The sequence below is a fragment of the Spongiactinospora sp. TRM90649 genome (assembly GCF_029382225.1).
Taxonomy (GTDB): domain Bacteria; phylum Actinomycetota; class Actinomycetes; order Streptosporangiales; family Streptosporangiaceae; genus Spongiactinospora.
Window position 1 is genome coordinate 27,291 of record NZ_JARLTC010000017.1, and the last position, 22,415, is coordinate 49,705.

General features: G+C 70.3%; 22 protein-coding genes. 12 read left to right on the forward strand and 10 right to left on the reverse strand.

The window, feature by feature from the left end:
- Positions 1 to 32 precede the first annotated feature (32 nt).
- Entirely contained in the window at positions 33 to 2,279 is a 2,247-nt protein-coding gene (locus P3X83_RS21225; RefSeq protein ID WP_277306897.1) for a M4 family metallopeptidase, read from the forward strand.
- 106 nt (positions 2,280 to 2,385) lie between these two features.
- Here P3X83_RS21225 and P3X83_RS21230 read toward each other — a convergent pair whose 3' ends face one another.
- Positions 2,386 to 3,612: a cytochrome P450 gene (locus tag P3X83_RS21230; protein WP_277306898.1), complete on the reverse strand. Its 1,227-nt coding sequence runs from the start codon at positions 3,610 to 3,612 to the stop codon at positions 2,386 to 2,388.
- Between the two features lie 44 nt (positions 3,613 to 3,656).
- Entirely contained in the window at positions 3,657 to 4,601 is a 945-nt protein-coding gene (locus tag P3X83_RS21235; protein ID WP_277306899.1) for an RNA polymerase sigma-70 factor, read from the reverse strand.
- Between the two features lie 159 nt (positions 4,602 to 4,760).
- On the opposite strand from P3X83_RS21235, the gene P3X83_RS21240 reads away from it, so the two are divergent.
- From P3X83_RS21240 to P3X83_RS21255, 4 genes are all read left to right on the forward strand, one after another.
- Positions 4,761 to 5,630 (forward strand): SDR family NAD(P)-dependent oxidoreductase, encoded by an 870-nt coding sequence (locus P3X83_RS21240; RefSeq protein ID WP_277306900.1) that lies wholly within the window; start codon positions 4,761 to 4,763, stop codon positions 5,628 to 5,630.
- Positions 5,627 to 6,829, forward strand: a complete 1,203-nt coding sequence (locus tag P3X83_RS21245; protein WP_277306901.1) for an FAD-dependent oxidoreductase — start codon at positions 5,627 to 5,629, stop codon at positions 6,827 to 6,829. The genes P3X83_RS21240 and P3X83_RS21245 overlap by 4 nt, the downstream gene beginning before the upstream one ends.
- A 343-nt stretch (positions 6,830 to 7,172) precedes the next feature.
- Positions 7,173 to 7,652, forward strand: a complete 480-nt coding sequence (locus P3X83_RS21250; protein ID WP_277306902.1) for a hypothetical protein — start codon at positions 7,173 to 7,175, stop codon at positions 7,650 to 7,652.
- A gap of 102 nt (positions 7,653 to 7,754) precedes the next feature.
- A complete protein-coding gene (locus P3X83_RS21255) occupies positions 7,755 to 9,434 on the forward strand; it encodes a sialidase family protein (RefSeq protein ID WP_277306903.1) in 1,680 nt (559 codons plus the stop codon).
- 78 nt (positions 9,435 to 9,512) lie between these two features.
- On the opposite strand, the gene P3X83_RS21260 is transcribed toward P3X83_RS21255, so the two are convergent.
- The 3 genes from P3X83_RS21260 to P3X83_RS21270 all read right to left on the reverse strand — a co-directional run bounded on the left by P3X83_RS21260 (position 9,513) and on the right by P3X83_RS21270 (position 13,768).
- Complete coding sequence (locus P3X83_RS21260; RefSeq protein ID WP_277306904.1) at positions 9,513 to 9,878, reverse strand: hypothetical protein; 366 nt, start codon at positions 9,876 to 9,878, stop codon at positions 9,513 to 9,515.
- Between the two features lie 375 nt (positions 9,879 to 10,253).
- On the reverse strand, positions 10,254 to 11,705 hold the full coding sequence (locus P3X83_RS21265) for an alkaline phosphatase PhoX (RefSeq protein ID WP_277306905.1): 1,452 nt from the start codon (positions 11,703 to 11,705) through the stop codon (positions 10,254 to 10,256).
- A gap of 257 nt (positions 11,706 to 11,962) precedes the next feature.
- On the reverse strand, positions 11,963 to 13,768 hold the full coding sequence (locus P3X83_RS21270) for an alpha/beta fold hydrolase (protein WP_277306906.1): 1,806 nt from the start codon (positions 13,766 to 13,768) through the stop codon (positions 11,963 to 11,965).
- A 120-nt stretch (positions 13,769 to 13,888) separates the two neighbouring features.
- Between P3X83_RS21270 and P3X83_RS21275 the strand changes: the two genes are divergently transcribed.
- The 4 genes from P3X83_RS21275 to P3X83_RS21290 all read left to right on the forward strand — a co-directional run bounded on the left by P3X83_RS21275 (position 13,889) and on the right by P3X83_RS21290 (position 16,010).
- Complete coding sequence (locus tag P3X83_RS21275) at positions 13,889 to 14,446, forward strand: helix-turn-helix domain-containing protein (protein ID WP_277306907.1); 558 nt, start codon at positions 13,889 to 13,891, stop codon at positions 14,444 to 14,446.
- Positions 14,447 to 14,520: 74 nt separating this feature from the next.
- Positions 14,521 to 15,333 (forward strand): hypothetical protein, encoded by an 813-nt coding sequence (locus P3X83_RS21280; protein ID WP_277306908.1) that lies wholly within the window; start codon positions 14,521 to 14,523, stop codon positions 15,331 to 15,333.
- Positions 15,330 to 15,707 carry a GntR family transcriptional regulator gene (locus P3X83_RS21285; protein ID WP_277306909.1) on the forward strand — a complete coding sequence of 126 codons (378 nt, stop codon included), beginning with the start codon at positions 15,330 to 15,332 and terminating at the stop codon, positions 15,705 to 15,707. The genes P3X83_RS21280 and P3X83_RS21285 overlap by 4 nt, the downstream gene beginning before the upstream one ends.
- A 30-nt stretch (positions 15,708 to 15,737) precedes the next feature.
- Entirely contained in the window at positions 15,738 to 16,010 is a 273-nt protein-coding gene (locus tag P3X83_RS21290; protein WP_277306910.1) for a hypothetical protein, read from the forward strand.
- Here P3X83_RS21290 and P3X83_RS21295 read toward each other — a convergent pair.
- Entirely contained in the window at positions 15,968 to 16,510 is a 543-nt protein-coding gene (locus P3X83_RS21295; RefSeq protein ID WP_277306911.1) for an SMI1/KNR4 family protein, read from the reverse strand. The genes P3X83_RS21290 and P3X83_RS21295 overlap by 43 nt on opposite strands.
- 647 nt (positions 16,511 to 17,157) lie before the next feature.
- On the opposite strand from P3X83_RS21295, the gene P3X83_RS21300 reads away from it, so the two are divergent.
- Positions 17,158 to 18,594 carry a M4 family metallopeptidase gene (locus P3X83_RS21300; RefSeq protein ID WP_277306912.1) on the forward strand — a complete coding sequence of 479 codons (1,437 nt, stop codon included), beginning with the start codon at positions 17,158 to 17,160 and terminating at the stop codon, positions 18,592 to 18,594.
- 341 nt (positions 18,595 to 18,935) lie between these two features.
- Here the strand turns inward: P3X83_RS21300 and P3X83_RS21305 are convergent, their stop codons facing one another.
- From P3X83_RS21305 to P3X83_RS21320, 4 genes are all read right to left on the reverse strand, one after another.
- The gene (locus P3X83_RS21305; RefSeq protein WP_277306913.1) at positions 18,936 to 19,256 is read right to left on the reverse strand and encodes a hypothetical protein; all 321 of its coding nucleotides are present in this window, start codon (positions 19,254 to 19,256) and stop codon (positions 18,936 to 18,938) included.
- Between the two features lie 130 nt (positions 19,257 to 19,386).
- Positions 19,387 to 20,007 (reverse strand): dihydrofolate reductase family protein, encoded by a 621-nt coding sequence (locus P3X83_RS21310; RefSeq protein ID WP_277306914.1) that lies wholly within the window; start codon positions 20,005 to 20,007, stop codon positions 19,387 to 19,389.
- Positions 20,007 to 20,513: an SRPBCC family protein gene (locus tag P3X83_RS21315; protein WP_277306915.1), complete on the reverse strand. Its 507-nt coding sequence runs from the start codon at positions 20,511 to 20,513 to the stop codon at positions 20,007 to 20,009. Before P3X83_RS21315 ends, P3X83_RS21310 begins: the two co-directional genes overlap by 1 nt.
- Positions 20,510 to 20,860: a metalloregulator ArsR/SmtB family transcription factor gene (locus tag P3X83_RS21320; RefSeq protein ID WP_277306916.1), complete on the reverse strand. Its 351-nt coding sequence runs from the start codon at positions 20,858 to 20,860 to the stop codon at positions 20,510 to 20,512. Before P3X83_RS21320 ends, P3X83_RS21315 begins: the two co-directional genes overlap by 4 nt.
- Positions 20,861 to 20,898: 38 nt before the next feature.
- On the opposite strand from P3X83_RS21320, the gene P3X83_RS21325 reads away from it, so the two are divergent.
- Together P3X83_RS21325 and P3X83_RS21330 are read left to right on the forward strand one after the other, a co-directional pair.
- The gene (locus P3X83_RS21325) at positions 20,899 to 21,093 is read left to right on the forward strand and encodes a hypothetical protein (RefSeq protein WP_277306917.1); all 195 of its coding nucleotides are present in this window, start codon (positions 20,899 to 20,901) and stop codon (positions 21,091 to 21,093) included.
- A gap of 124 nt (positions 21,094 to 21,217) precedes the next feature.
- The gene (locus P3X83_RS21330) at positions 21,218 to 22,375 is read left to right on the forward strand and encodes a S1 family peptidase (RefSeq protein WP_277306918.1); all 1,158 of its coding nucleotides are present in this window, start codon (positions 21,218 to 21,220) and stop codon (positions 22,373 to 22,375) included.
- Positions 22,376 to 22,415 lie beyond the last annotated feature (40 nt).

Sequence of the window (22,415 nt, forward strand, 5' to 3'; positions counted from 1 at the left end):
CCAATGCCCAAGGATCCGCGCAGACCCTCGCCGTGACCGCCGCTCCTGACCCGGTGCAGCGTGCCAAGGCCGTGTCGAGCGCGCAGAACGCGCTCACCGCCGCCGCCGACCAGCTCAAGGTCGCGCCGTCGGACGACTTCAAGCTGGAACGAGCCATCTCCGGCGCCCGCGGCGTGCAGTACCTGACCTATAAGCGGCTGCACAAGGGCCTGCCGGTATATGGCGGCGAGGCGATCGTCACCACGGACATCTCCGGCCAGGTCGTCCACTCGGTGGCCAGCGGCCAGCAGAGCGAACTGGCGGTGTCCGCCACGCCGAAGGTCACCGCCGCCCAGGCGGCGCAGACCGCCCGCGAGCGGCTGGTCAAGGTCGAGAGCGTCGGCAAGCCGACCCTGTCGATCTACGCGGCCACGAAGACCCCGCGGCTCGCGTGGGAAGTCAGCGTCACCGGCAGGACCAAGGACGCCCCCAGCATCCAGCACGTGTACGTCGACGCCGTCAACGGCAAGGTCGTCGACGCGTGGGACGACGTCCGGGCGGGCATCGGGAACGGCTACTACAACGGCAACTCGGTGCAGATCACCACATCGGGCTCCGGCAGCAGCTACTCGATGGCCGACAGCACCCGGCCCGGCCTGCGGTGCGGCGGCATGAACGGCCAGACCTACACCGGTACCGACGACAACTGGGGCACCGGAGCCGGCACCAACCTGGAGACCGCCTGCGTCGACGCGATGTTCGGGGGGCAGAAGGAATGGGACATGCTCCGGGAGTGGCTCGGCCGTAACGGGATCAACGGCTCGGGCGCTCACTTCCCCGTCCGCGTCGGCCTCAACGAGGTCAACGCCTACTGGTACGGCACCCACGCCGAGTTCGGCCGTAACTCCAGCAGCACCCGCCAGCTCACCCCGCTCGACGTGGTGGGCCACGAGTTCGGCCACGGAGTCTTCCAGTTCTCCGGCAGCGGCGGCTCCGGCTCCGGCAACGAGACCGGCGGCATGAACGAGTCCACCGGCGACATCATGGGCGCGCTCACCGAGCACTACGTCAACCACCCGGCGAGCCTCGACCCGCCGGACTACCTGGTCGGCGAGGAGGCCGACCTGGCCGGCTCCGGCGAGATCCGCAACATGTACAACCCGCAGGCCAAGGGGCACCCGAACTGCTACAGCTCGTCGCTTCCCTCCCAGCCGGTGCACAACGCGGCCGGACCGCAGAACCACTGGTTCTACCTGCTCGCCGAGGGCACCAATCCGGTGGGCAAGCCGGCCAGCACGGTCTGCTCCGGCCCCACGCCGCTGACCGGCATCGGCATCCAGAAGGCCGGTCAGATCTTCATGGGCGGTCTGAACACCAAGACCGCTCCGTGGAACCACGCCAAGGCGCGCGTCGCCACGCTGAACGCCGCCAAGTCGCTCTTCCCCGGTAGCTGCGTCGAGTTCAACGCCACGAAGGCGGCCTGGACCGCGGTGAACGTCCCGGCGACGAACGACCCGACGTGCACCTCTCAGGGCAACGACTTCTCGGTCAGCCTCAACCCGGCCTCGGGAAGCGTGAACACGGGTGAGACCGCGCAGACCACGCTGAGCACCACGGTCACCACCGGCAGCGCCCAGTCGGTCAGCCTGCGCACGACCGGCACCCTGCCCGCAGGCGTCTCGGTCACCTTCACCCCGGCCACCATCCAGTCCGGCCAGTCCTCGACCGTGCGGGTGAGCACCGCCTCGAACACCCCCACGGGCACGCACTCCATCCGGATCCTCGCCGACGGCGCGTCCGTCGACAAGGAAGCCGCCTACTCGCTGAACGTGGGCACGGTCGCGCAGGACGACTACTCGATCGCCCTCAACCCGACCTCGGCGACCGTCGAGCGGGGCGCGTCCACCCAGACCACGCTGAGCACCACGGTCACCAACGGCAGCGCCCAGTCCGTCTCGCTCTCCGCCGGCACCCTGCCGACGGGCGTGACCGTCACCTTCAGCCCGGCCACCATCCAGTCCGGCCAGTCCTCGACGGTGACGATCGCGACCACGGCCGGCGCGACCGTCGGCACGCACACCATCAGCCTGAACGGTGATGGGCCCTCGGCCGACCGCTCCGCCTCGTTCAGCCTGACCGTGAACGGAGGCGGCGGCGAAACCACCTGGGCGACATGGACCGCGTACACCGCGGGCCAGATAGTGACCTACCAGGGCGTCTCCTACCGGTGCATCCAGGCGCACACCTCACTGCCTGGATGGGAGCCGTCGAACGTACCGGCCCTGTGGGCTCGCGTCTAGCCCTCATCTGACCGGTACGGTTTACGCCCCGTCCGCACCAGCCCCATCGGGGGGTGGACGGGGCGTAAGCATGTCCGGGACGGTCTCGATCGGCGTCAGGGCCCGATCACCAGGTGACCGGGAGTTCGTGGACGCCGTACACGGCGCCGTCGCGCTTGAACGGCAGGTCCTCGGCCGGTGTGGCGAGCCGCAGGGTGGGGACGCGGCGGAACAGCGTGTCGAAGACGATCCGCAGCTCCATCCGGGCCAGGTTCTGCCCGAGGCACTGGTGCGGGCCGAAGCCGAAGGCGATGTGGTGGCGGGCCCCGCCGCGCTCGACGTCCAGCACGGCCGGGTCCTCGAACGCCGCCGGGTCCCAGTTGGCCGACAGGGTCGAGACGATGACGCCCTCGCCCGCCTTGATGCTCACCCCGCCGATCTCCACGTCTTCCGTGGCCAGCCGGGAGGTGACCCCGTCGGCGATGGTGAAGTAGCGCAGCAGTTCCTCCACCGCCATGGACGTCTTGCCCGGGTCGGCCGTGATGAGGGCCAGTTGTTCCGGATGGGTGAGCAGCCCGAGCACGCCGAGCGAGATCATGTTGGCCGTGGTCTCGTGCCCGGCGGTCAGCAGCAGGAAGGCCAGGCTCACCAGGCCCGCGTGGTCGAGGGCGCCCGTCTCACGTTGCCGGGCGATCTGCCGGCTGAACAGGTCGTCGCCGGGGTCGGACTCCTTGCGGGTGAGCAGGTCGTCGAGGTAGGCGCGCACCTCGAAGAAGGCCCGCCGGCGATCCTCCAGCGAGGTCCGGCGCACCATCATGGCGGTGCGGCTCTGGAAGAAGTCGTGGTCGGTGTAGGGGACACCGAGGAGTTCGCAGATCACCAGGGAGGGCACCGGCAGGGACAGCGCCCGCACGAGGTCGATGGGCCGCCGGTCGGCGGCGAGCATGTCGTCGATGAAGTGGTCGACGATGTCCTGGATGCGCGGGCGCAGCGCGGTCAGCCGCCGCAGAGTGAACTCGCCGAGCACCGCACGGCGGGCTGCGGAGTGCTCGGCCCCGTCCATGCCGAGCATCAACGGCGGCTGACCGCGAAGCTCCCGCAGGGTCGCCGCGTCCAGGGTGAAGAGCGGGAAGCCGTCCTTGCGCTTGTCCGAGGAGAAGCGGGGGTCGGCGAGGACGGCGCGGCCCTCCTCGTACCCGGACACGAACCACGCCTCACCGCCACTGGTCAGGTTGATCCTGTTGACCGGCGCCCGCTCGCGCAGCCGGTCGTAGGCGGTGGGCGGTGCGTACGGGCAGTCACGCTCGACCGGCAGCTTCAGGCCGGTGAGTTCATCGGCGGCGCTCTTCGTCATGAGGGACCTCCCGGTAACAGATCTGGCGGAGTCATCAGTGGTGTTCAGCGCAGGGTGAGCGGGGTCTCGGATTCGATACGGGTGAGCTTCTGCGGGTTGCGGACGTAGTAGAGGCCGGTGATCCTGGCCTCCTCGACCCGGACCGCGATGACGCCGTCGATCTCGCCGTCCAGGCGGAGGAGGAGCGCCGGGTTGCCGTTGACCATCGTGGGCTCGCTGGTGAGCGCGACCTGGGCCCTGGCGAGGCCGTTGACGATCATGCGGGCCACCTTGCCGGCGCCGGTGATCGGCCGCGGCGCGGCCTGCTTGACGCCGCCGCCGTCGCTCACCAGGACGACCTCGGGGGCGAGCACGTCGAGCAGCCCTTGCAGGTCCCTGGTCTCCAGCGCGCGCTGGAACGACTCCAGCGCCACCCGGGCCTGGCTCGCGGAGACCGCCTCGCGGGGACGGCGGGCATCGACGTGCCGTCGGGCCCGGTGCGCGATCTGGCGGACCGCCGCCGGGGTCTTGCCGACGGCGGCCACGATCTCCTCATAGCCCATGTCGAAGACCTCGCGCAGCACGAAGACGGCGCGCTCGGTCGGCGACAGCGTCTCCAGGACGAGCATCAGCGCCATCGACACGCTCTCGGCGAGCTCCACGTTCTCGGCCACGTCCGGCGCGGTGAGCAGCGGCTCGGGCAGCCAGGGACCGACGTAGTCCTCCTTGCGACGCCGGATGGCGCGCAGCCGGTCCAGCGAGCGCCGGGTCGTGATCCGCACCAGGTAGGCGCGCTGGTCGGCCACCTGTGCGAGGTCGACCTTGACCCACCGCAGCCAGGTCTCCTGCAGCGCGTCTTCGGCGTCGGCCGCCGAGCCGAGCATCTCGTAGGCGACGGTGAACAGCAGGTTGCGATGGGCGATGAACGCCTCGGTCGCCGGGTCCATCCGGCCGTCGCCGGCCACCGGCTCGGCCGTGCCCCTCGTCGTCGTGTCCCCGCACTCGTCCATGCCTGGCTCCTTCCCGCTCCGTACACAAGGCGCCGGTGGCCACCGTTCTGTGACACCCGCGACCGGTGACACACGTCATACGACCGCACTGTCACAAAGCCCGGGGCGCCGACGCCGCATGGTCGTAAGGACGCCGTGCGGAAGGAACGGAAAGTCATCATGAGCAAGGTCTGGTTCATCACCGGCTCGTCCCGCGGCCTGGGCCGCCACTTCGCCGAGGCCGCCCTGGCCCGCGGCGACCAGGTGGCCGCGACCGCCCGGAACCCCGACGACCTCGGCGAGCTGGTCGCCGCCCACGGCGAGGCGGTGCTTCCGCTGGCGCTGGACGTGACCGGCAGGGCCGCCGTCTTCGAGAGTGTGCGGCGGGCCAGGGAGCGCTTCGGCCGACTCGACGTCATCGTGAACAACGCCGGCTACGCCCAGGTCGGCGCGGTCGAGGAGCTGACCGAGCAGGACCTGCGCGACCAGTTGGAGACCAACCTGTTCGGCGCGGTGTGGGTGATTCAGGCCGTGCTGCCGTACCTGCGCGAGCAGGGTGCCGGGCACATCATCCAGCTCTCCTCCGCGGCCGGGCTCATCGCCATGCCGCTCAGCGGCGCCTACAGCGCCTCCAAGTGGGCTCTGGAAGCCCTGAACGAATCCCTCGCCCAGGAAGTCGCCGACTTCGGCGTCAAGGTGACCGTGATCGAGCCCGGCGGCTTCGCCACCCGGTCCGGCCAGAACCCCGACCCCCTGAACAACGGCCACCTGACCGAGCCCGACCCGATCTACGACGGCCTTCGCCGGCGCATCGCCGCGTTCGCGGGAAAGCAGCCCGCCGGCGACCCGGCCGCCGCGGCCCGGGCACTCCTCAAGATCGTCGACTCCGGCGACCCGCCCCTGCGGGTGCTCTTCGGCCAGGGCTTCTACCCGATGCTCCAGCAGGTCTACGCCGACCGGCTCAAGACCTGGGCCGACTGGCAGGACCTCTCCGCGCAGGCGCACGGCGACCCCACCAGAAGTGAGCGAACCGACAGGAGCGAACCGTGAAGCACCGCATCGTCGTCCTCGGCGCCGGCTACGCCGGGGCCTACGCGGCCGGGAACCTGGCACGCCGGCTGTCCCCGCAGGACACCGAGATCACCGTGGTCAACGCCGTGCCGGACTTCGTCCAGCGAATGCGGCTGCCCCAGGTGGCGGCCGGCCAGGAGATCGAGGCCCCGAAGCTCACCGACGTCTTCGCGGACACGGGGATCCGGCTGCGCCTGGCCCGCGTCACCGCCATCGACCCCGAACGTCAGGTCGTCGCCTTGACTGACGCCGACGGCGGGGGCGGCGAACTCGGCTACGACACGCTGCTCTACGCGCTCGGCAGCCACGTCGCCGACCACGGCGTCCCCGGCGTGACCGAGCACGCCTTCAACGTCACCGGCCGCCCCCCGGCGCTGCGCCTGCGCGAACACCTGGACGGCCTGGACGGTCGGGGCGAAGGCGGAAACGTGCTGATCGTCGGTGACGGGCTGACCGGCATCGAGACCGCCACCGAGATCGCCGAATCCCGCCCCGGCCTGTCGGTGACGCTCATCGCCCGCGGCGAACTGGGCGCGCGGCTCTCCCCCGGAGCCCGCGACCACCTGCGCCGGGCCTGCGACCGGCTGGGCATCACCGTGGTGGAGCACACCAGCGTCGAAGCCGTCGAAGCCACGCGGGTGCTGTGCGCCGACGGCACCACCCTGGCGTCCGACGCGACCGTGTGGACGGCCGGCTTCGCCGTCACCCCCATCGCCGCCGCCGGCGGGCTGGACGTCACCGAGACCGGCCAGATCATCGTCGATCGCACCATGCGGTCGGTCTCACATCCCAACGTGTACGCCATCGGCGACAGCGTCCACGCCATCGGCGACAACGACCGCCCGCTCCCGATGTCCTGCGCCTCGGCCGGCTACACCGGCCGCCAGGCCATCGACGCGATCGTGGGACGCCTGACCGGCCGCCCGATCGCGAACACCAAACTGGTCTACACGTACAACCACATCAGCCTCGGACGACATGACGGGATCCTGCAACTGGTCGACACCGAAGGCCGGGCCAAGCCGACGTACAAGGGCGGCCGCAAAGGCGCGTACATCAAGGCGGCCATCCTCAAAATGGCCCTATGGGCCACCTCCCACCCCACCTACGGCCTCCCCAAACGCAAGCACCGCCTCGCCACCACCCCGGACAAGACCACTCGCATAGCCGTCTCCTGACCCGCCCTCACCCCGAGGCCGGCCCAACCCGGCCGGCCTCACCGCCCCACCGCATGCCCGGCGTCGAGTGCCTGCTCGGTGAGCAGGCGGCCGGTAGGGCCGTTGGCCCCGAAGACTGCGATCCGCATGATGGTCGTCCTTCCATGGCAAGGGACGCCGTTCGGCCATGCGCCCACCCTAAACGGGCAGCCCATGGCCGCCGCGGCCTGGGCGCCGGCGGGTCATTGACACCGGCAGGGTCACCCATTGACGATGCGTCTGCCGGAATCCCATCGTGCGGTGTCTCGGCCTGCGGGTCGGCGCCGTCCCCGAAAGGTGCACAGCCATGACTCGGACAGAACGGATGACCTTAGGCCTGAGCACGATCGTCGGCCTGCTGACCATGCTCGCCACACCGGCGACCGCCCAATCGGCCGGGTGCGCCGCCACCGCGCGCGTCGCCTGCCTCGGCAACGCCGCCACCGCCACCACCGCCACCGCCACCGCCACCGCCACCGCCACCGCCACCGCCGAGCCGAGCGTCATGCTCACCGAGGCCGACAACGGCAGGACGATCGCCCTCCGCCTCGGACAGACCCTCGGCATCTCCCTCCCCGCGATGTACCGCCCGACCGTCGTCGGCGGACCGGCTCTCGTGAAGGTCCTGACCCGTGGCGGATACCCGACCGATCAGCCGCTGTCCGAGGTGTACCGCACGCACGCCGCCGGTTCCGCCGTCGTGAGCACCGTGACCGACCACGCCTGCCTGCACACCAGGCCCCGGTGCTCGATTCCGCAGAGGTTGTGGCAGGTGAACGTCGCCGTCGTCGCCGACGGCGGCTGAACACCTCATTCCCCGCACCGCATGGACGCGTGAGCCCGAAACCAGCGGACATTGACATGGAACGATATTTCACATTCGATCTCCTGCAAGCAGGAGGTAGAGATGCGGAATTTCTCACGCTGGTTACTCACGACCGCCCTGGGTGCGGCCCTCGTCTCCGGAGCCGCCGTACCGGCACAGGCCGCCGGCCCGTCGATCACGGATCCGGGCACGCCCGACGTACTGATCGAGGCCCCCGAGCCCGGCGGATGCCGGCCATGGGATCCCGCGCTGGGAACGGACGCGGCGACGAACCGGCAGGCCAACGAGACCGTGCCGTGCGCGTGGTTCCCCTCGATCGCCCGGCTCGCCAACGGCGACCTGTACGTCGCCTACTCCTACGGCCCCAGCCACTCCCATTCAAGCAAGATCGCCGCGCGCCGGAGCACCGACGGCGGCCGCACCTGGTCGGCCCGGCAGATCATCGTGGACGACCCCGCGATTCCCGACGAGAAGGAACCGAGCCTCACCGTGCTGCGCGACGGCAGGCTCCTCATGACGTACTTCGACTACACGCCTGCCCGCCCGAACAAGCACCGCCGTCAGGTCTACCTGCGCAGCTCCTCCGACAACGGCGTGACGTGGTCGGCCGCCACCACCCTGGACTCCACCCTCTGGGACTTCCCCACCAGCCAGATGGCGTCCGACGGGGAACTGGTCGAACTGGACGACGGCACGCTGCTCCTGCCCGTCTACACGATCCGCGCGACCGACGGATCGCTCGGGACGTGGGGGGTCCATGTGCTGCGCAGCGACGACGGCGGTGCGACCTGGAACCGGTCGGACGAGCGCGTGGTGATGTGGGACGGCACGTCGGGCACGATCGGCTACAGCGAGCCCGCGCTCGCCGACCTCGGCGGCGGGCACGTCCTGCTGCTCGCCCGCACCGCGGGCAACCCGAGCGGGACGATGCGGCAGAGCGAGTCCTTCGACTACGGCGCGACGTGGACCGCGCCGGTGGACGTCCCCGGCCTCAAGGGCCACGCCCCGAACTTCCTCAAGCTGCGCAGCGGCGCCTTCTTCCTCACCTACGGTGACGTCTCGGGCGCGTTCGCGTCCTCGCGGCCGGTGGTCGGCAGGTTCTACGACCCCGTCGCGGGCTGGGGCGCCACCGCAGGGAAGATGATCTACAAGACGCCTCGGACGCCACAGTCGGGCTGGGTCTACTTCCCCTCCTCCGACATGTCCTACCCGGGGAGCGTCGAACTCGACGACGGCACGATCTTCACCGTCTACTACGACCGGCTCGAAGGCGTCATCGGCGGCACATACACGCGTCCCACCGAGAAGCGGCTCGACCTGTGGGGGATGTACCAGGCGGGACAGGCGACCATCCAGACCGACCTGACGGTCACCGCGCCGAGCCGTCCCTCGCTCCAGCCGTACGGGCCGATCGACGGGAGCATCGACTACTGGCACTCGGCCGCCGCGGACGGCCCGGCCCCGCCCGTGCGCCGCTGGACCCTGACGCTCGACGACGACTACCGGATCGGCGAGGTGGGCGTGGTGCTCAAACCCGGATACGCCGAGTCGGCCACGGTCGAGACTGCGGTCACCACCGACTGGCGGACCGTGCGCACGTACACGATGCGCCGCACCGACGACTACGACTGGACGCCCGCGGGCGGCCTCCCGGCCCGCCACCTGCGCGTCTCGATCACCGACAGCCGTGGCAACGGCGACGCCCTTCTCTCCGAGGTGGCCCTGAGGACCTGGCCCACCACCTTCGACCGGGCCCCCTGACCCACCGCCGAACTCGGTGGCCGCCCCGATCCGGCCGCACACCGTGCGGCCGGATGCGCGCCCCCGCTACGAATCGCGTCAGCAGACGCCGACGCATTCCTTCACGCCGAGGTCTTTCCCATCGAAGGCAAGGGCCAGCTTGCCGCGGACGATTCCCTTGGCGGCATCGACGGACGTCACGCTCCCTTTCACGGACGCCTTCCTGCCATCCTTCGTATGGCCCGCGCATTCGACCTGGTGAGCATCCCCGTCCAACGGCTTCGCCACGCAGTCGAGTTCATCCTTGAGCTTGACGCCCGCGGCCTCCTCGACGGCGATCCTGCCCATGACGTTCAGCGTCCCCTCCACGGTTCCTTGCTGCACGCCGTCCCGCACGTCCTCCTGGATACCGGAACAACCCGTGAGGGCCAGTAATACGCCCAGACCGATGAGAATTCCCCGCATGCCCGCACTCTCCGACGATGGACGGAACAATGGCGTAGCAGTCTAGGCCCTGCCGTTTCTCGGCAAGCGCGATCGCCGAACTGGGCGCCTCAGGCGGTCTGCAACAGTTGTGCGCGCGCTCCAGGTGTCGCCAGCGAGCCTGGTCGTCGGCACTGGTGCGGGCGGCGCGCATCTCGGCGAGGTAGGCGGCCGCAGCCGCAGCGTCACGGGGGCCGGTCTGGACGATCTGGAACAGGTCCAGGCCGGGCACCGACTCCAACAGGGTGGCCAGCGGCAGCGGGGCCAGTGATGAGTGCGCGAAGGGCCGGCATCGAGCCGGGCGGCAGGGGCCCACCGGATCGTGCGGCCCCTGCTCCTCAGCCCGGCCCGGTCGAATCAACCCAGGTACTTCTGCCAGGGGCCGGTGATGGCCAGGGTGAGGCCGGGGTCCTGCATGTTGACGAAGAGCACCTTGCCGTCGTCGGTGAAGGTCGGCCCGCAGAACTCGGAGTCGTTGAGCTGGTTGCGGGCGATGGCGTACGTCGGGCCCCCCGGGAACGCGCCGAGCACGTGGGAGGCTCCGGCGCCGTCCTCGGCGAGCACGAGGCTTCCCCACGGGGTCACGGTCAGATTGTCCGGGCCGTCGAAGGTCAGGTCGCCGTACTTCGCCGGCGCGCCCTCCTCCGCGGTGCTCTGGTGAGGGAAGTAGGTGACGAGCTGGATGGTCTGGTCGCGGTAGTCGTAGAACCAGACCATGCCGTCGTGCGGGGCCGCGTCGGCCGGGAGGTCGCCGTCCTCCCACGCGTAGGAGTTGACGACGTACACGCCCTCGTCGGTACCCCACACGCCCTCGAACTTGCGTCCGCGGGTGACCTGACCATCGGCGAACTGCTTGCGCACGGGCGTGGTCTTCGCGTCGCGCTCGGGGACGTTGATCCATCGCACGGGGAACGGACGGCCGAGCTGGGCGGAGGTCAGGTAGGCGACGTCCGGCAGCACCGAGCCGTCGTCCATGATGATCTGCATCGCGGCGAGGGTCCCGGCGGTCGGGGCGAGGCGGGTGAGCGTGCCCGGACCGACCTTGCCGCCACGGGGAGCGGTCCAACGGTAGAAGAGGCCGTTGGGTCCGTCGGCGTCCTCGGACAGATAGATGTTGGTACGGTCCTTGTCGATCGCCAGAGCCTCGTGAGCGTAGCGGCCCAGGCATTTGATCGGCGTCGGGTCGGCGGAGCCGTCGGCCCAGACCTCGAAGACGTAGCCGTGGTCCTTCTGGAAGGCGCCGCTCCGGCCGCCCTCCTCCCATTTGTCGCCGGCGCGGTCCTCGGTCTCCTCACAGGTCAGCCACGTCCCCCACGGGGTCGGGCCGCCGGCGCAGTTGGAGACGGTGCCGGAGATGGCGACGTACTCGCCGAGATTGCGGCCGGCGCGGTCCGTCGTGATCACCGTACAGCCGCCGGCGTCGACGGCGCCCGGGTCGTAGACGGTGCCCTTGACGTGCGGTACGCCGAACTCGGCGCCCGGGTCGATCTCATGGTTCTGAATGAGGGTGTAGCGGCCGCGGCCGGCGTTGTAGACGGCCATGCCGTCGTGGTCGGACGGGGTCAGGCCCTGCCCGCGGTCGAGACGGGTGACGCCGGTCCGGGTGACGATGGCGTAGCTGAAGCCCTTGGGAAGGGCCAGGATGCCCTGGGGGTCGTCGACGAGCGGCGGGAAGGGCACGCGGCCGTTGCCGGCGGGCTCGTACGGCCGGCCCGGGCTGCCCTGCGCCAGAGCGGGGACGGCGCCTGCGACGGCGAGACCGATGCCGGCGGCGCCACCGGCCAGGAGGGTACGACGAGAGGTGGGCACGTGAACTAGCTCCTCTTACACAAGAGTGGGACGCTCGCCAGCAAACTCCCGCGGGCTGACACCGACCCGCCGTGCACATGATGAATCGGCGACATCGCCGTAAAGAATCAGGGGCGCTCAGACATCACGTCGATGGCGTCGACAGGTGCGGCAGGACCACTTCCCGCCAGGAACGACACCATCCCGCTGCTGCGCTTCCTGCGCGAACGCCATCCCGGCGCCCCATGCCCTGACCGCTGAGACCAGGCGGCCCGCGCCTACTGGGCGGGGATCCGTACGGTGAACGGCCTGGCGTCGAGTTCGCCGCGCAGTTCGGTCTGGTCCTCGGCGCGGAAGGGCCGCCAGCTCAGCGACAGGCGACCTCCGGGCACGGTGGTGAGGGCGGCGGTCGCGGTTCCGGTTTCCGGGTCGAGGCGGACGGTTCCGGAGACCTGGACGTCCTGGACGTACCGGACCTGGCGGAGAGTTACCGTACCGTCCTCGGCCCGCTGGATGCTGCCGCCGCGAAGGCCGGGCTCGGTCTGAGGCGGCGGTGCGAGGGAGTTCGGGTTGAGGGGCGCGATCGCGTCGGCGGCGGTCGCGAAGGCCGCCGCCACGGTCCGGCGCCGCTCGCCGTTCAGCTCGTCGCCGTACGGCATGGCCAGCCCGCGCGCCCGCACGGGGAACCCGCCGAGCAGCCGGTAGTTCTCCGCGGAGCAGCCGAGGCGCACCGGCTTGGCCGGATCGGCGACGAAGGAGCGCAGCACGCCCTGCAGACACCCGCCGACCGGGTTGAATCCGAACAACTGGCCGTGGCCCGCGAAGGGCACGGTGTAGGCGCGTCCCTTGGAATAGAGGGCGGCGACGGAGGCGGCGTCGAGCGGGGAGGTGTCGGAGTCGAACTGGCCGCTGATCGCCAGGACGGGCACCTTCGGCCGGCTGCCCGTGGCCGGTGGGCTCTGGCGCGGGGTGGGCCAGTAAGCGCACTGCCGCGTCCAGTCGGCGACCGGCCCGGCGACTTCGGAAGGCCGGTAGGGCGCGTAGACGTGGTGGCGCTGGGCGTGGGCGTCGAGCTGCCGGACGCGTTCGGCGGCGGGGGCGTCGCGGTCGAAGGGGAACCTGGCGTCGCCGCAGTAGTAGGTGAACAGGGCCGGCGCGGGGGACCTGTCGGGCGGGGGCGGCGCGGCGCGGCCCACCAGGCGGTGTAACGGGGCCGGGTCGCCCTTCAGGTAAGCGTTCGCCGCGGCCAGGGTGGACCTGGCGTCGGGGACGGCGGCGGCGGTCAGCAGGTGGCCGGTCCGGCGGATGGGCAGCTTCGGGTCGGGCTCGGCGCGCAGCCGCTTCAGCAGCCTGTCCCACAGCGCGGCCGGATCGGGGTTGCGCCTGGCGCAGGCGGGTGAGCGACGGCACGCGGCCCGCAGCGCGGCCAGGCCGAGCTTGCGCTGGTTGCGGAAGCCCTGCTCGACGTACCCGTCGTCGCCGGTGCCGATGACGCTCTCCAGGAACATGGCCCGCAGGTGCTCGGGGAAGCGGGTGGCGTAGGCCTGGCCGAGCAGCGTGCCGTACGAGACTCCGACGAAGGTGACGTCGCGGACGCCGAGCGCGGCCCTGACCGCGTCGACGTCGGCGGCGGCCTGGTCGGAGGTGAAGAACCTGCCCCGGTCGCCGATCTGGCGCGCGCACGCCTCGATCGTGCTCGGCCGGGTGACGTCGAGCCCGTCGCACGACAGCGGGGAGGACTCGCCGAACCCGCGCGGCTCGACCATGAGGACGTCGACCCGCTCGGACAGCGGCCCGAGCAGCGCCTTGCCCAGACCCGCGTAGGAGGGATCGAGCGGGCCGGGACCACCGCCGTTGGCGATCGCGGTGGTCAGCGGCGGGCGGCTGCGATCGCCGCGCGGGATCCACAGGTAGGCGACGGAGATCTTCTCCGACTCGGGGTTCGACCAGTCGAGCGGCACGAGCAGCTCGCCGTCGCAGGGGGCCGTCGCTCCGGCGCACGAGTGGGCCTGCGCCGCAGGGGCGGGCAGCAGGGCGGCCAACGTCGCTCCGGCCGCCAGGAGGGTCTTCCAGACGAGGTTCATGAGTACACAATGACTGTGCACAATGGATTGTGCAAATGGATTGTGCACTCATTGGAGAGTCCGGCCAGGTCAGGGCGGCGAAAGTTGCACAGCGGATTGTGCACAGTTAGTTTGGCGACCATGGCTGGAGAGCCCGCGCGTCACGAGATCACCGACCTGGAGGCTCTGACGTCGCTCACGCACCCGCGGCGGCGGCGCATCCTCGACCACCTCTACAAGCACGGCCCCGCGACGTCGGCCACGCTCGCCCGCGAACTCGACCTCAACACCGGCGCCACCAGCTATCACCTGCGCGAGCTGGCCAAACACGGCTTCGTCGAGGAAGCTCCGGAGAAGGGGCACGGACGGGAGCGATGGTGGCGCTTCGTCATGGCCGACTTCAGGTTCCCCCGGCGCAGCCGACAGGACGCCAAGACGCGTGCCGTACTGGACGAGATGAACACGCGCGCGTTCGCCGCCGACATCCAGCAGTTCCAGCAGGCGCTCGCCGATACCTCCGACCAAGGCGGCTGGGACGACGCGTTCCCCTACTCACGGGGAAGCATCCGCGTGTCGCTGGGGCAGTTGGAGGCGTTCTTCGAGGAGTACGTGGCGCTGCTGATGAAGTACTCGGGCGAGGAACCGGACGACGACGCCCGCACCGTCAGCACCGTGTTCATGGCCTATCCCGAGGCGTGAGCCGAGGAGGCGTTGACTTTGTCGCAAGAAATGTCGCATCATCTTGCTACAAAGCTTGCGACAAAGGAGCCGACATGACCCATGAGCCGTTACCGGACGCCGGCCCGCCGGCGGGTGCGACCGACCTGCGGCGGGCGAGCGCCTGGCTGACCCGGCACGGCCTGACCGACGCCCGCCCCACCCCGCTGCTGGCCCGCCGGCTGGCGATCCGGGAACGCGCCCGCATCGTCACCCCGGTCATCCTGTGCGTGCTGATCCTCGCGAGCGCGCTCGCCGCCAGTTCGGTCTTCGGCGGCGACCGGCTCCGCCTGCTGCCCCTGCTGGCCCTGGCCGCGCTGATGGCCGGACTGCTGCTCGCACAGTCGCTGCTCGACTGGTGGGTGCGACGCGTCGACCAGCGGGCGGGCGCGACGCTGTCCCGCAGGGCCACCCACCTGATCCAGCCCGACTGGCGGACCCTGCTCGGCCGGCCGTACGCCGTCTTCACGGCCGCCGCTTTCGCCGGCGCGATGGCGCTGGCGGGCAGCGCGCTGGCCGTACCCGACCCGACCGTGCGGCAAGTGGCCGTCGTCCTGCTCATCGGCCTGCTCGGCCTGACCGCCATCAACGCCATGCAGCTACGCCACCTGCTGCGGCACCCGGTCGTGGCGGAGGACGAGGAGTCGCTGACCGCCGACGTCATCATGCGCGTCGAGGACGCCCGCGACCTCACCACGCCGAGCGTGCAGTTGTCGCTGCCCATGGTGCTGCTGTTCGGCACCGCGCCCGGTTGGTGGGGCGCCGCCGCGGTCGCCTACCTGATCCTGAGCATGGTCGCCCTCGTCGCCCTCCGCTTCAAGACGCCGTCCAGCGCGGCGGTGGCCCGGCAGGCCATGAGCGCCCGATGATCGTCATCGACGCGGCCTCGCCGGTGCCGCCGTTCGAACAGCTACGAGCCCAGCTCGCCCGGCAGATCCAGGACCGCACGCTGGCCGTGGGCGCCCGGCTGCCGACCATCCGCCACCTCGCGGCAGACCTCGGCCTGGCCGTCAACACGGTCGGCCGGGCCTACCGGGAGCTGGAGGAGGCAGGACTGATCGAAACACGCGGGCGAGCGGGCTCGTTCGTGTCGGCCGCCGGCGGGGAGGGCCGCGAACGGGCCCGCCAGGCCGCCGCCGACTACGCGGCCGTGATCGCCAGCGTCGGCATCGACGCCGCCGAGGCACTCCGCATCGTCCAGGCGGCTCTCACCTCCGGCGCGGCGGCACAGAGCCCGTCATGACGACTGCCCCGCACAGGGTCCTGGCGAGACTTGACCGCCGGCCTGGCCGCCCTGGTCGCGCTGACGGCGAAGCAGGCCGGTCCGGCGCAGGATCTGGCCGCCGGTTACGGCCAGGCCTACGCCGCCATCGCCGTACCGCTGGTCGCCGTCGCCCTCCTGGCGGTCGCGCTGCGGAGACGCCACGCCACCTCCCCGGCCGCACCCGCTACCGCTGACCCGGCCGTCCCCACGCGCGAACAGATCGGCGGCGAGGTCGGTGATCAGCGGTTCTCGTGCTCCATGAGGTCCCAGAACGACCTGTAGCGGTTCGCGCCGGGGAGCCAGGGTGCGTGGAACCACGCCTCCCATTCGCCGTCCGCGGTCGTGACGCGGGGATTGAGAAGGGTCCACCCGTCGTCCCAGTGCCCGACCAGGAGGAGGTCGGGCAGGTATTCCTCCCTGAGGTTGATGCAGTCCTGCTTCTCGCCGTACACGAAATAGAGCTCGTCAGGCACGCTGCGGGGCGCGTGGCCCTCGGGCAGGCAGTATTCGACGAACCAGGATTCGAGGTCGCGGAACCACCCGGCGGTCGTGGTGGACCGCAGGCAGTACTCGTCGTCGGCGTCGCCCCAGCCGTTGGCGAACAGCAGGAACCGCCGGTAGCTCGGCGGCAGCTCCATGCCCAGCCGCTCTTCGAGCTGACGGACGTCCGCCTCGCCCGCCGGGGGGCGCAAGGCGTAACTGTCCGTCGGCGACGGGTCGGACCCTTCGGGTACCCGGTCCCGCTCTGGGAAGACGGCGGACCAGTCGTAGGGGGTGCTCATGGTGGGTGAAGGTATCCATCACGACCGACGTTTCCGTTCGTGGCCTCAGGTCAGGGAAGCTCGTGGGAGCGGAACCAGAGCCATGCCCTTCAGCGGCCTGCACCCGCTGCTGCACCCGTTCATGGATCGGCTGGACGTCCTGCCGGAGCAGCAGGCGGAGGCCATGCGGTCGGTCTGACGACGCCCAGTGGCTGGACCGGGCCTCGTCGGCGCGAAGGCGGCCTGGCCGAGACGGCGATCGTGGACGCCCTGGACGAGGGCGCCGTCAACGGCTGGGTCGACTCCGTCGCGGCGCAGACCGGCAGCATCGATGTCTCGGTCAACGTCATCTCCCGGGACGCGCTGTTCGTGCCGATGCTCGACATGCCCGCCACCGTGCCCCTGCCCGTGGGAGGGCGCTCTCCTTCCGTACCAACCTTGTACGGCCGCAGGACGCGATGTTCGACCATGCCCGTAATTGGACGGCGTCCGGGTGTCACTCGGCGCCGTGGAGCGGTTCGACCTACGCCGGCGCCCGTTGAGAGCGCTATTCACGACATACGCCCGAAATATAGTTGATTCATGGGGTTCTCCGGCCCTCATATTGATGTCACCGTTGGGGCAGCCCTGGCCGGCCACGGCTCCTTGCGAACAAGGAGTCATCACGTATGAACCCCAAAACCACGCTGGGAGCGTTAGCTCTCACGACGGTCGTCGCCATGGGCGCGACGGCGCCGGCGAGCGGCGCGGAGACCACGAGCACGGTGTCCCGGCTCACCACGGCGCACAGTGCGGGCGCGGACGGAAGCCTCTCCTCCGGCCAGGCGCTCATGGGCTCAGGCAACAGCTACTTCAACGGCAACCCGGTGACCATCCAGACCTTGCACTCCGGGGGGCAGTACGCCCTGAACGACCCATTCCGTCCAGGTCTGAGCTGTGGCCGGCTCGGTGGCCCCGTCTTCACCAAGACGACCGACGTCTGGGGCAACGGAACCGGCACCAACCTGGAGACCGCCTGCGTCGACGTAATGTTCGCCGCGCAGAAGCACTGGGACATGCTGCGCGACTGGCTGGGACGCAACGGCGTCGACGGAGCCGGCCGCTCCTACCCGTCCTCCGTCGGCCTGAGCCGGGTCGACGCCTACTGGGACGGCGTCCGTACCGTCTTCGGCCACAACACCGCCCGCACCAACCAGCTCACCTCCCTCGACATGGTCGGCTGGCAGTACGGCGGCATCGTCTACGAGAAATCCGGCTCCTACGACGGGGACGGCCTGGAGGCGCGGTCCCTGCACCGGTCGGCCAACGACATCTTCGGCACCCTGACGGAGCACTACGTCAACCACCCCCTCGCCCTGGACGAGCCGGACTATCTGATCGGCGAGGAGGCGAACGTGGACGGCACCGGACCGGTGATGCACATGTACGACCCCGCACTGACGAGTCATCGGAGCTGCTATCCCCCCTCCCAGGGCACACTCGACGACGGCGGACCGCAGGACCACTGGTTCTACCTGCTCGCCGAGGGCACCAACCCGCCGGGCAAACCCGCCAGCCCGGTCTGCGCGGGCCCGTCCCCACTGACCGGCATCGGCATCCAGAAGGCCGCCCGGATCTTCTACCAGGGGCTCCAGCGCAAGACCCTTGGCTGGTCGTACGCCAGGGCACGGCTGGCCACCGTGGTGGCCGCCAAGAACCTCTACGGCTGTCCCGAGATGAACGCGACCAAAGCCGCGTGGACCGCCATCCGCGTCCCCGTCCAGGTCGGCGAGCCGACCTGCCCGGTGCCCAGCCCCTCCGCCACTCTCAGCGGAATCACGGTCGAACCGCCCTCGGCCACGGTCGGCCCCGGCGGATTCACCACCGTCCAGATCGAGCTGACGCCCGACACGGCCCAGCCAGTGACCCTGTCCTCCAGCGGCAGCCCTGCGGGGACGACCGTCGACATCATCCGAGACGATCAATCCACCACGGCGACCATCAGAGTCTCGGCCTCCGCTCCCCCGGGCACCTATCCCATCGCCTTCGCCGCGACCTCCGGCGGCATCACCAAGACGACCTATTTCACCCTCACAGTCGCGGGAGACGAGGACAAGCAGCGCTGACGAACCGCGAGAACCCGGCCCCTGTTGATCTTTAGTCATTTCCTAGGGCCCGGCTCGACTCTTTCGGTATCAGGACGAAGTCCTCCTCACCGAAGGAACCTCCCCTCGACGGCGGCGTCTCCCGGGGCATCGGTGGCTTCGGCATCGCCGACATGGTCCTCTAGTGGTTTAGCGGTCCAGCGCCGCAGTAATCACCGGCGCTCCATGAATCGGGTCCATGACCACGATATTCCTGACATCCACCACATGGCTCGCCCGGCCCAAGGCCGGGCGAGCCATCCGCGCTTCGGGTACCGCCTATGGCTGTACCGATGTTCCTTGACCTCGGTATCGCCCGGTCATCAGTCTCTCTTCCCGATGGTCACGCGGACGATCTCCCTGCTGTAGGGGATGTACACGACGGACGTGCCGCCGACGGGCGCCCACTCGCCGTACCAGACTCCGGACTCGGGCATTTGCGGGTTGGGGTGCCTCCAGATCACCGCGATCACGTGGTAGCCGGTGCCGCCGGCGCAGTAACTGGTGTACCCCCACCCGTCGGGGGCGTTGCCGATGGAACAGGAAGTGGGCTCGGCCTGTGCGGGTGCCGCCGTGCCGGTGATCATTGTGGCGGCGATGAGCGCCCCACCGAAGAGAGCAGTGGCGACCTTTCTCATTTTCATGATCTGGCCCTTCCACGTGGACGGTACCACCCGTCCTGCGATTAGGAAAGTTTCCTAATGAAAAGGTAGCCGGGCGGAGTAACCCGTCAAGATCTGAATCACTTACCTTTTCCGGCCGAGGCCGAGACGGTCACCGCTCCCGGACCGCGTAGGTCAGGTGGGTCGTCTGCCGCGTCGGCTCCGCGCGGACCTGCTCCAGGGCCACGCGGCCCGCGTCCACGCCCTCGAACAGGCGGATTCCGGCACCGAACAGCACAGGCGAGAGCGCGATCGAGAACTCGTCGATCAGGCCGGCGTTCACGTACTCCAGGATCGTCGCTCCGCCGCCCGCGATACGGACGTCGCGGTCGCCGGCGGCCTGGCGGGCCTGGGCGAGAGCGGTCTCGATGCCGTCGTTGACGAAGTGGAAGGTGGTCCCACCCGGCCGCTCCCAGGGGTCACGCTTCTCGTGTGTCACGACGAACACCGGCGTGTGGAACGGCGCCTCGTGCGGCCACATCCGCTCACCGGCGTCGAACATGCGCTTGCCCATCACGCTCGCGCCGGTGCGCTCGAACGTCTCGCGCGCGACGTCGTCGTCGCGCCCTTCCTCGCCGCCCTCGCCCAGCTTCAGGTTCTCCCGGAAGAACCGCGTCGGGAAGATCCACCGCTGCAGTTCCATCCACTGCCGCCCCATCAGTTCCCCGAGGGACTCGGGTGCGATGAAACCGTCCAGCGACATCGACACGCTGAAGAACACCTTCCCGGCCATCAGCCCTCGGCTCCCTTCCGGACGATCTCGGTGACGTAGGCGGCCAGGTTGCTCAGGGTCTGCCGGCCGCCCTCGATCGCGTGGAACTTCTCAACCGCTTCGTCGCGCAGTTCCTTGGTGGGGAACACCGTGCGCATCTCGATCCGGGTCGCCGCGCCGTCGGGCGCGAACGCGAGGACAGACTCGAAGGCGTTCGGGTCGCCGCGGTACTCGCCGTGCAGCAGCGCGATCCCCTCCGGCGGGACGATCTCGGTCCAGGTGATCCACTCCTGGTAGTCCGTCCCGTCCGGGCCGTGCATCACGAAGTCCCACTCCCCGCCGACGCGGAACTCGAAGGACCGCGTGGTGGTGGTGAACCCCTCCGGTCCCCACCACCGCGACAGGTGCCGCACCTCGGTGAACGCCTCGAACACCAGCTCCCGTGGGGCGTCGATGACCCGGGAGATCACGATCTCGCGGTCGGCCGCCGCGGGCTGCCCCGGCGCTCCTTGTCCCGTCTCGCTCATCGGTCGTTTCCTTCCTGACTTGCCTGTTTGAGGTCCTGCACGTAGGCGTCCAGGCGGTCGAAGCTCTCGTTCCAGAACCGCTCGAACCCGCCGGTCCACTCGTGGACCGGCCGCAGCCCGCGGGCGTCCAGGCCGTACAGGCGCTGTTTTCCCGCCTTGCGGTCGCGCACCAGCCCGACCTCCCGGAGCACCCGCAGGTGTTTGGACGCCCGCGGCTGGGTCATCCCCAGCTCCTGGGCCAACTCGGTCACCGGCCGCTCACCCGCCCGCAGCAGCGCCAGGATCTCCCTGCGCTGCGGCTCGGCGATCGCGTTGAAGACGTCCGACGTCGTCGCTGCTCGTGCCATGGCGCCCATCATATGCCGATATGGGCATGCGTCAATCCATGGGGGCCCTTACCGGCGAGGTCTGCCGGCTCAGGCTCGCCGTACTCGGCGCCGACCCCGACCGCTTCACGGCTCTGGCCCACTTCGCCCGCGACGTCCGGACCGCCGCGCCGCGTTCGAAGAGATCCTCGCGGTCCAGCTCGCCGACATCGAGGCGGCGTCCGGCCCTCTACCGCGTGGCGCTGTGCGGCTGACCGAGCCGGAAAGACGCAGAGGGCTGTGCCGGATGACATAACACCGCAGAGATGTCCTGATTGGCAGCTCCTGTGCGCCCAGATTCGCCGTACGTTCCTGGCATGGCCACGGGAGGAGACCGCCATGCACAGAAACCGGTCCTTAATCGCGGGCGTGGCGCTCGCGACCGGGGCGCTCCTGATCACCGCCGCGCCCGTCCAGGCGAAGCCGGGTGCGCAGCCGCCGCCCGGGGTCGTCGAGGCGATGCGACGCGACCTCGGTCTGTCCGCCGCCGGCGCGTCGGCGCGGCTGGCCGCGGAGGAGCGGGCGCGTGACATCGCGCCGGTGCTGCGGGACAGGCTGGCCTCCCGGTACGGCGGGTCGTGGGTGACCCCGCAGGGCGACCTCGTCGTGGCCACCACAGACGCCACCGGCGTCGCCGCCGTCACCTCGGCGGGCGCGCGGGCCAAGGTCGTGGCCCGCGCGCTGCCTGAGCTGGACGCGATCAAGAGCGCGCTCGACGAGGCGGGCGCCGGCCGCGCGGAGATCCGCGGCTGGCACGTGGACGTGGTGACGAACAGCGTCGTCGTGCAGGCCGCCGACCGTGCCTCCGGTGAAGCGCTGGTCAGAGAGAGCGGTGTGGACCCCTCCGCGGTACGCGTGGAGGTCACCGCCGAGCGGCCGGTGCCGTACGTGACCGACGTCGCGGGCGGCGACGTGGTCCGGATCGGATCGTCGAGCCGCTGCGTGATCGGCTTCATGGTGAAACGCGGGAAGCGGGACGGCTTCGTCACGGCGGGACACTGCGGCAAGAAGGGAGACCTCGTCTACCCGCTGTCCGGGAACATTCCGATCGGCGTCGTGCAGGCGGCGTCCTTCCCGGGGAACGACCACCTCTGGGTCGCGCTCAACCCCGGCTGGAGGGCCATCGCCGCGGTGCGGGGCGGCGGCCGGTTCGAGATCATCACCGGATCCGCGGAGTCGGTGGTCGGCTCCACCGTATGCACCACCGGCCTGGCCGGCTGGCGCTGCGGTACGGTCCAGCAGCGCAACGCCAGCGTCACCTACCCCAGCGGCACCGTCTCCGGCCTGACCCGCACCAGCGTGTGCTCCGAACCCGGCGATTCCGGTGCGCCGTTCATCTCCGGCACCCAGGCGCAGGGCGTGACCTCCGGCGGCTCCGGCAACTGCTCCACCGGCGGCACCACCTACTTCCAGCCGATCAACGGGGCCCTCGCCGCCTACGGGCTCACTCTGCTCGTCCTGAAGATCGTCCCCCCGACGATCCCTCCCACGCCCTGACCGTCGGGCGGCCTCGCCGCGTCGCCCCCCGGGCCGGCAG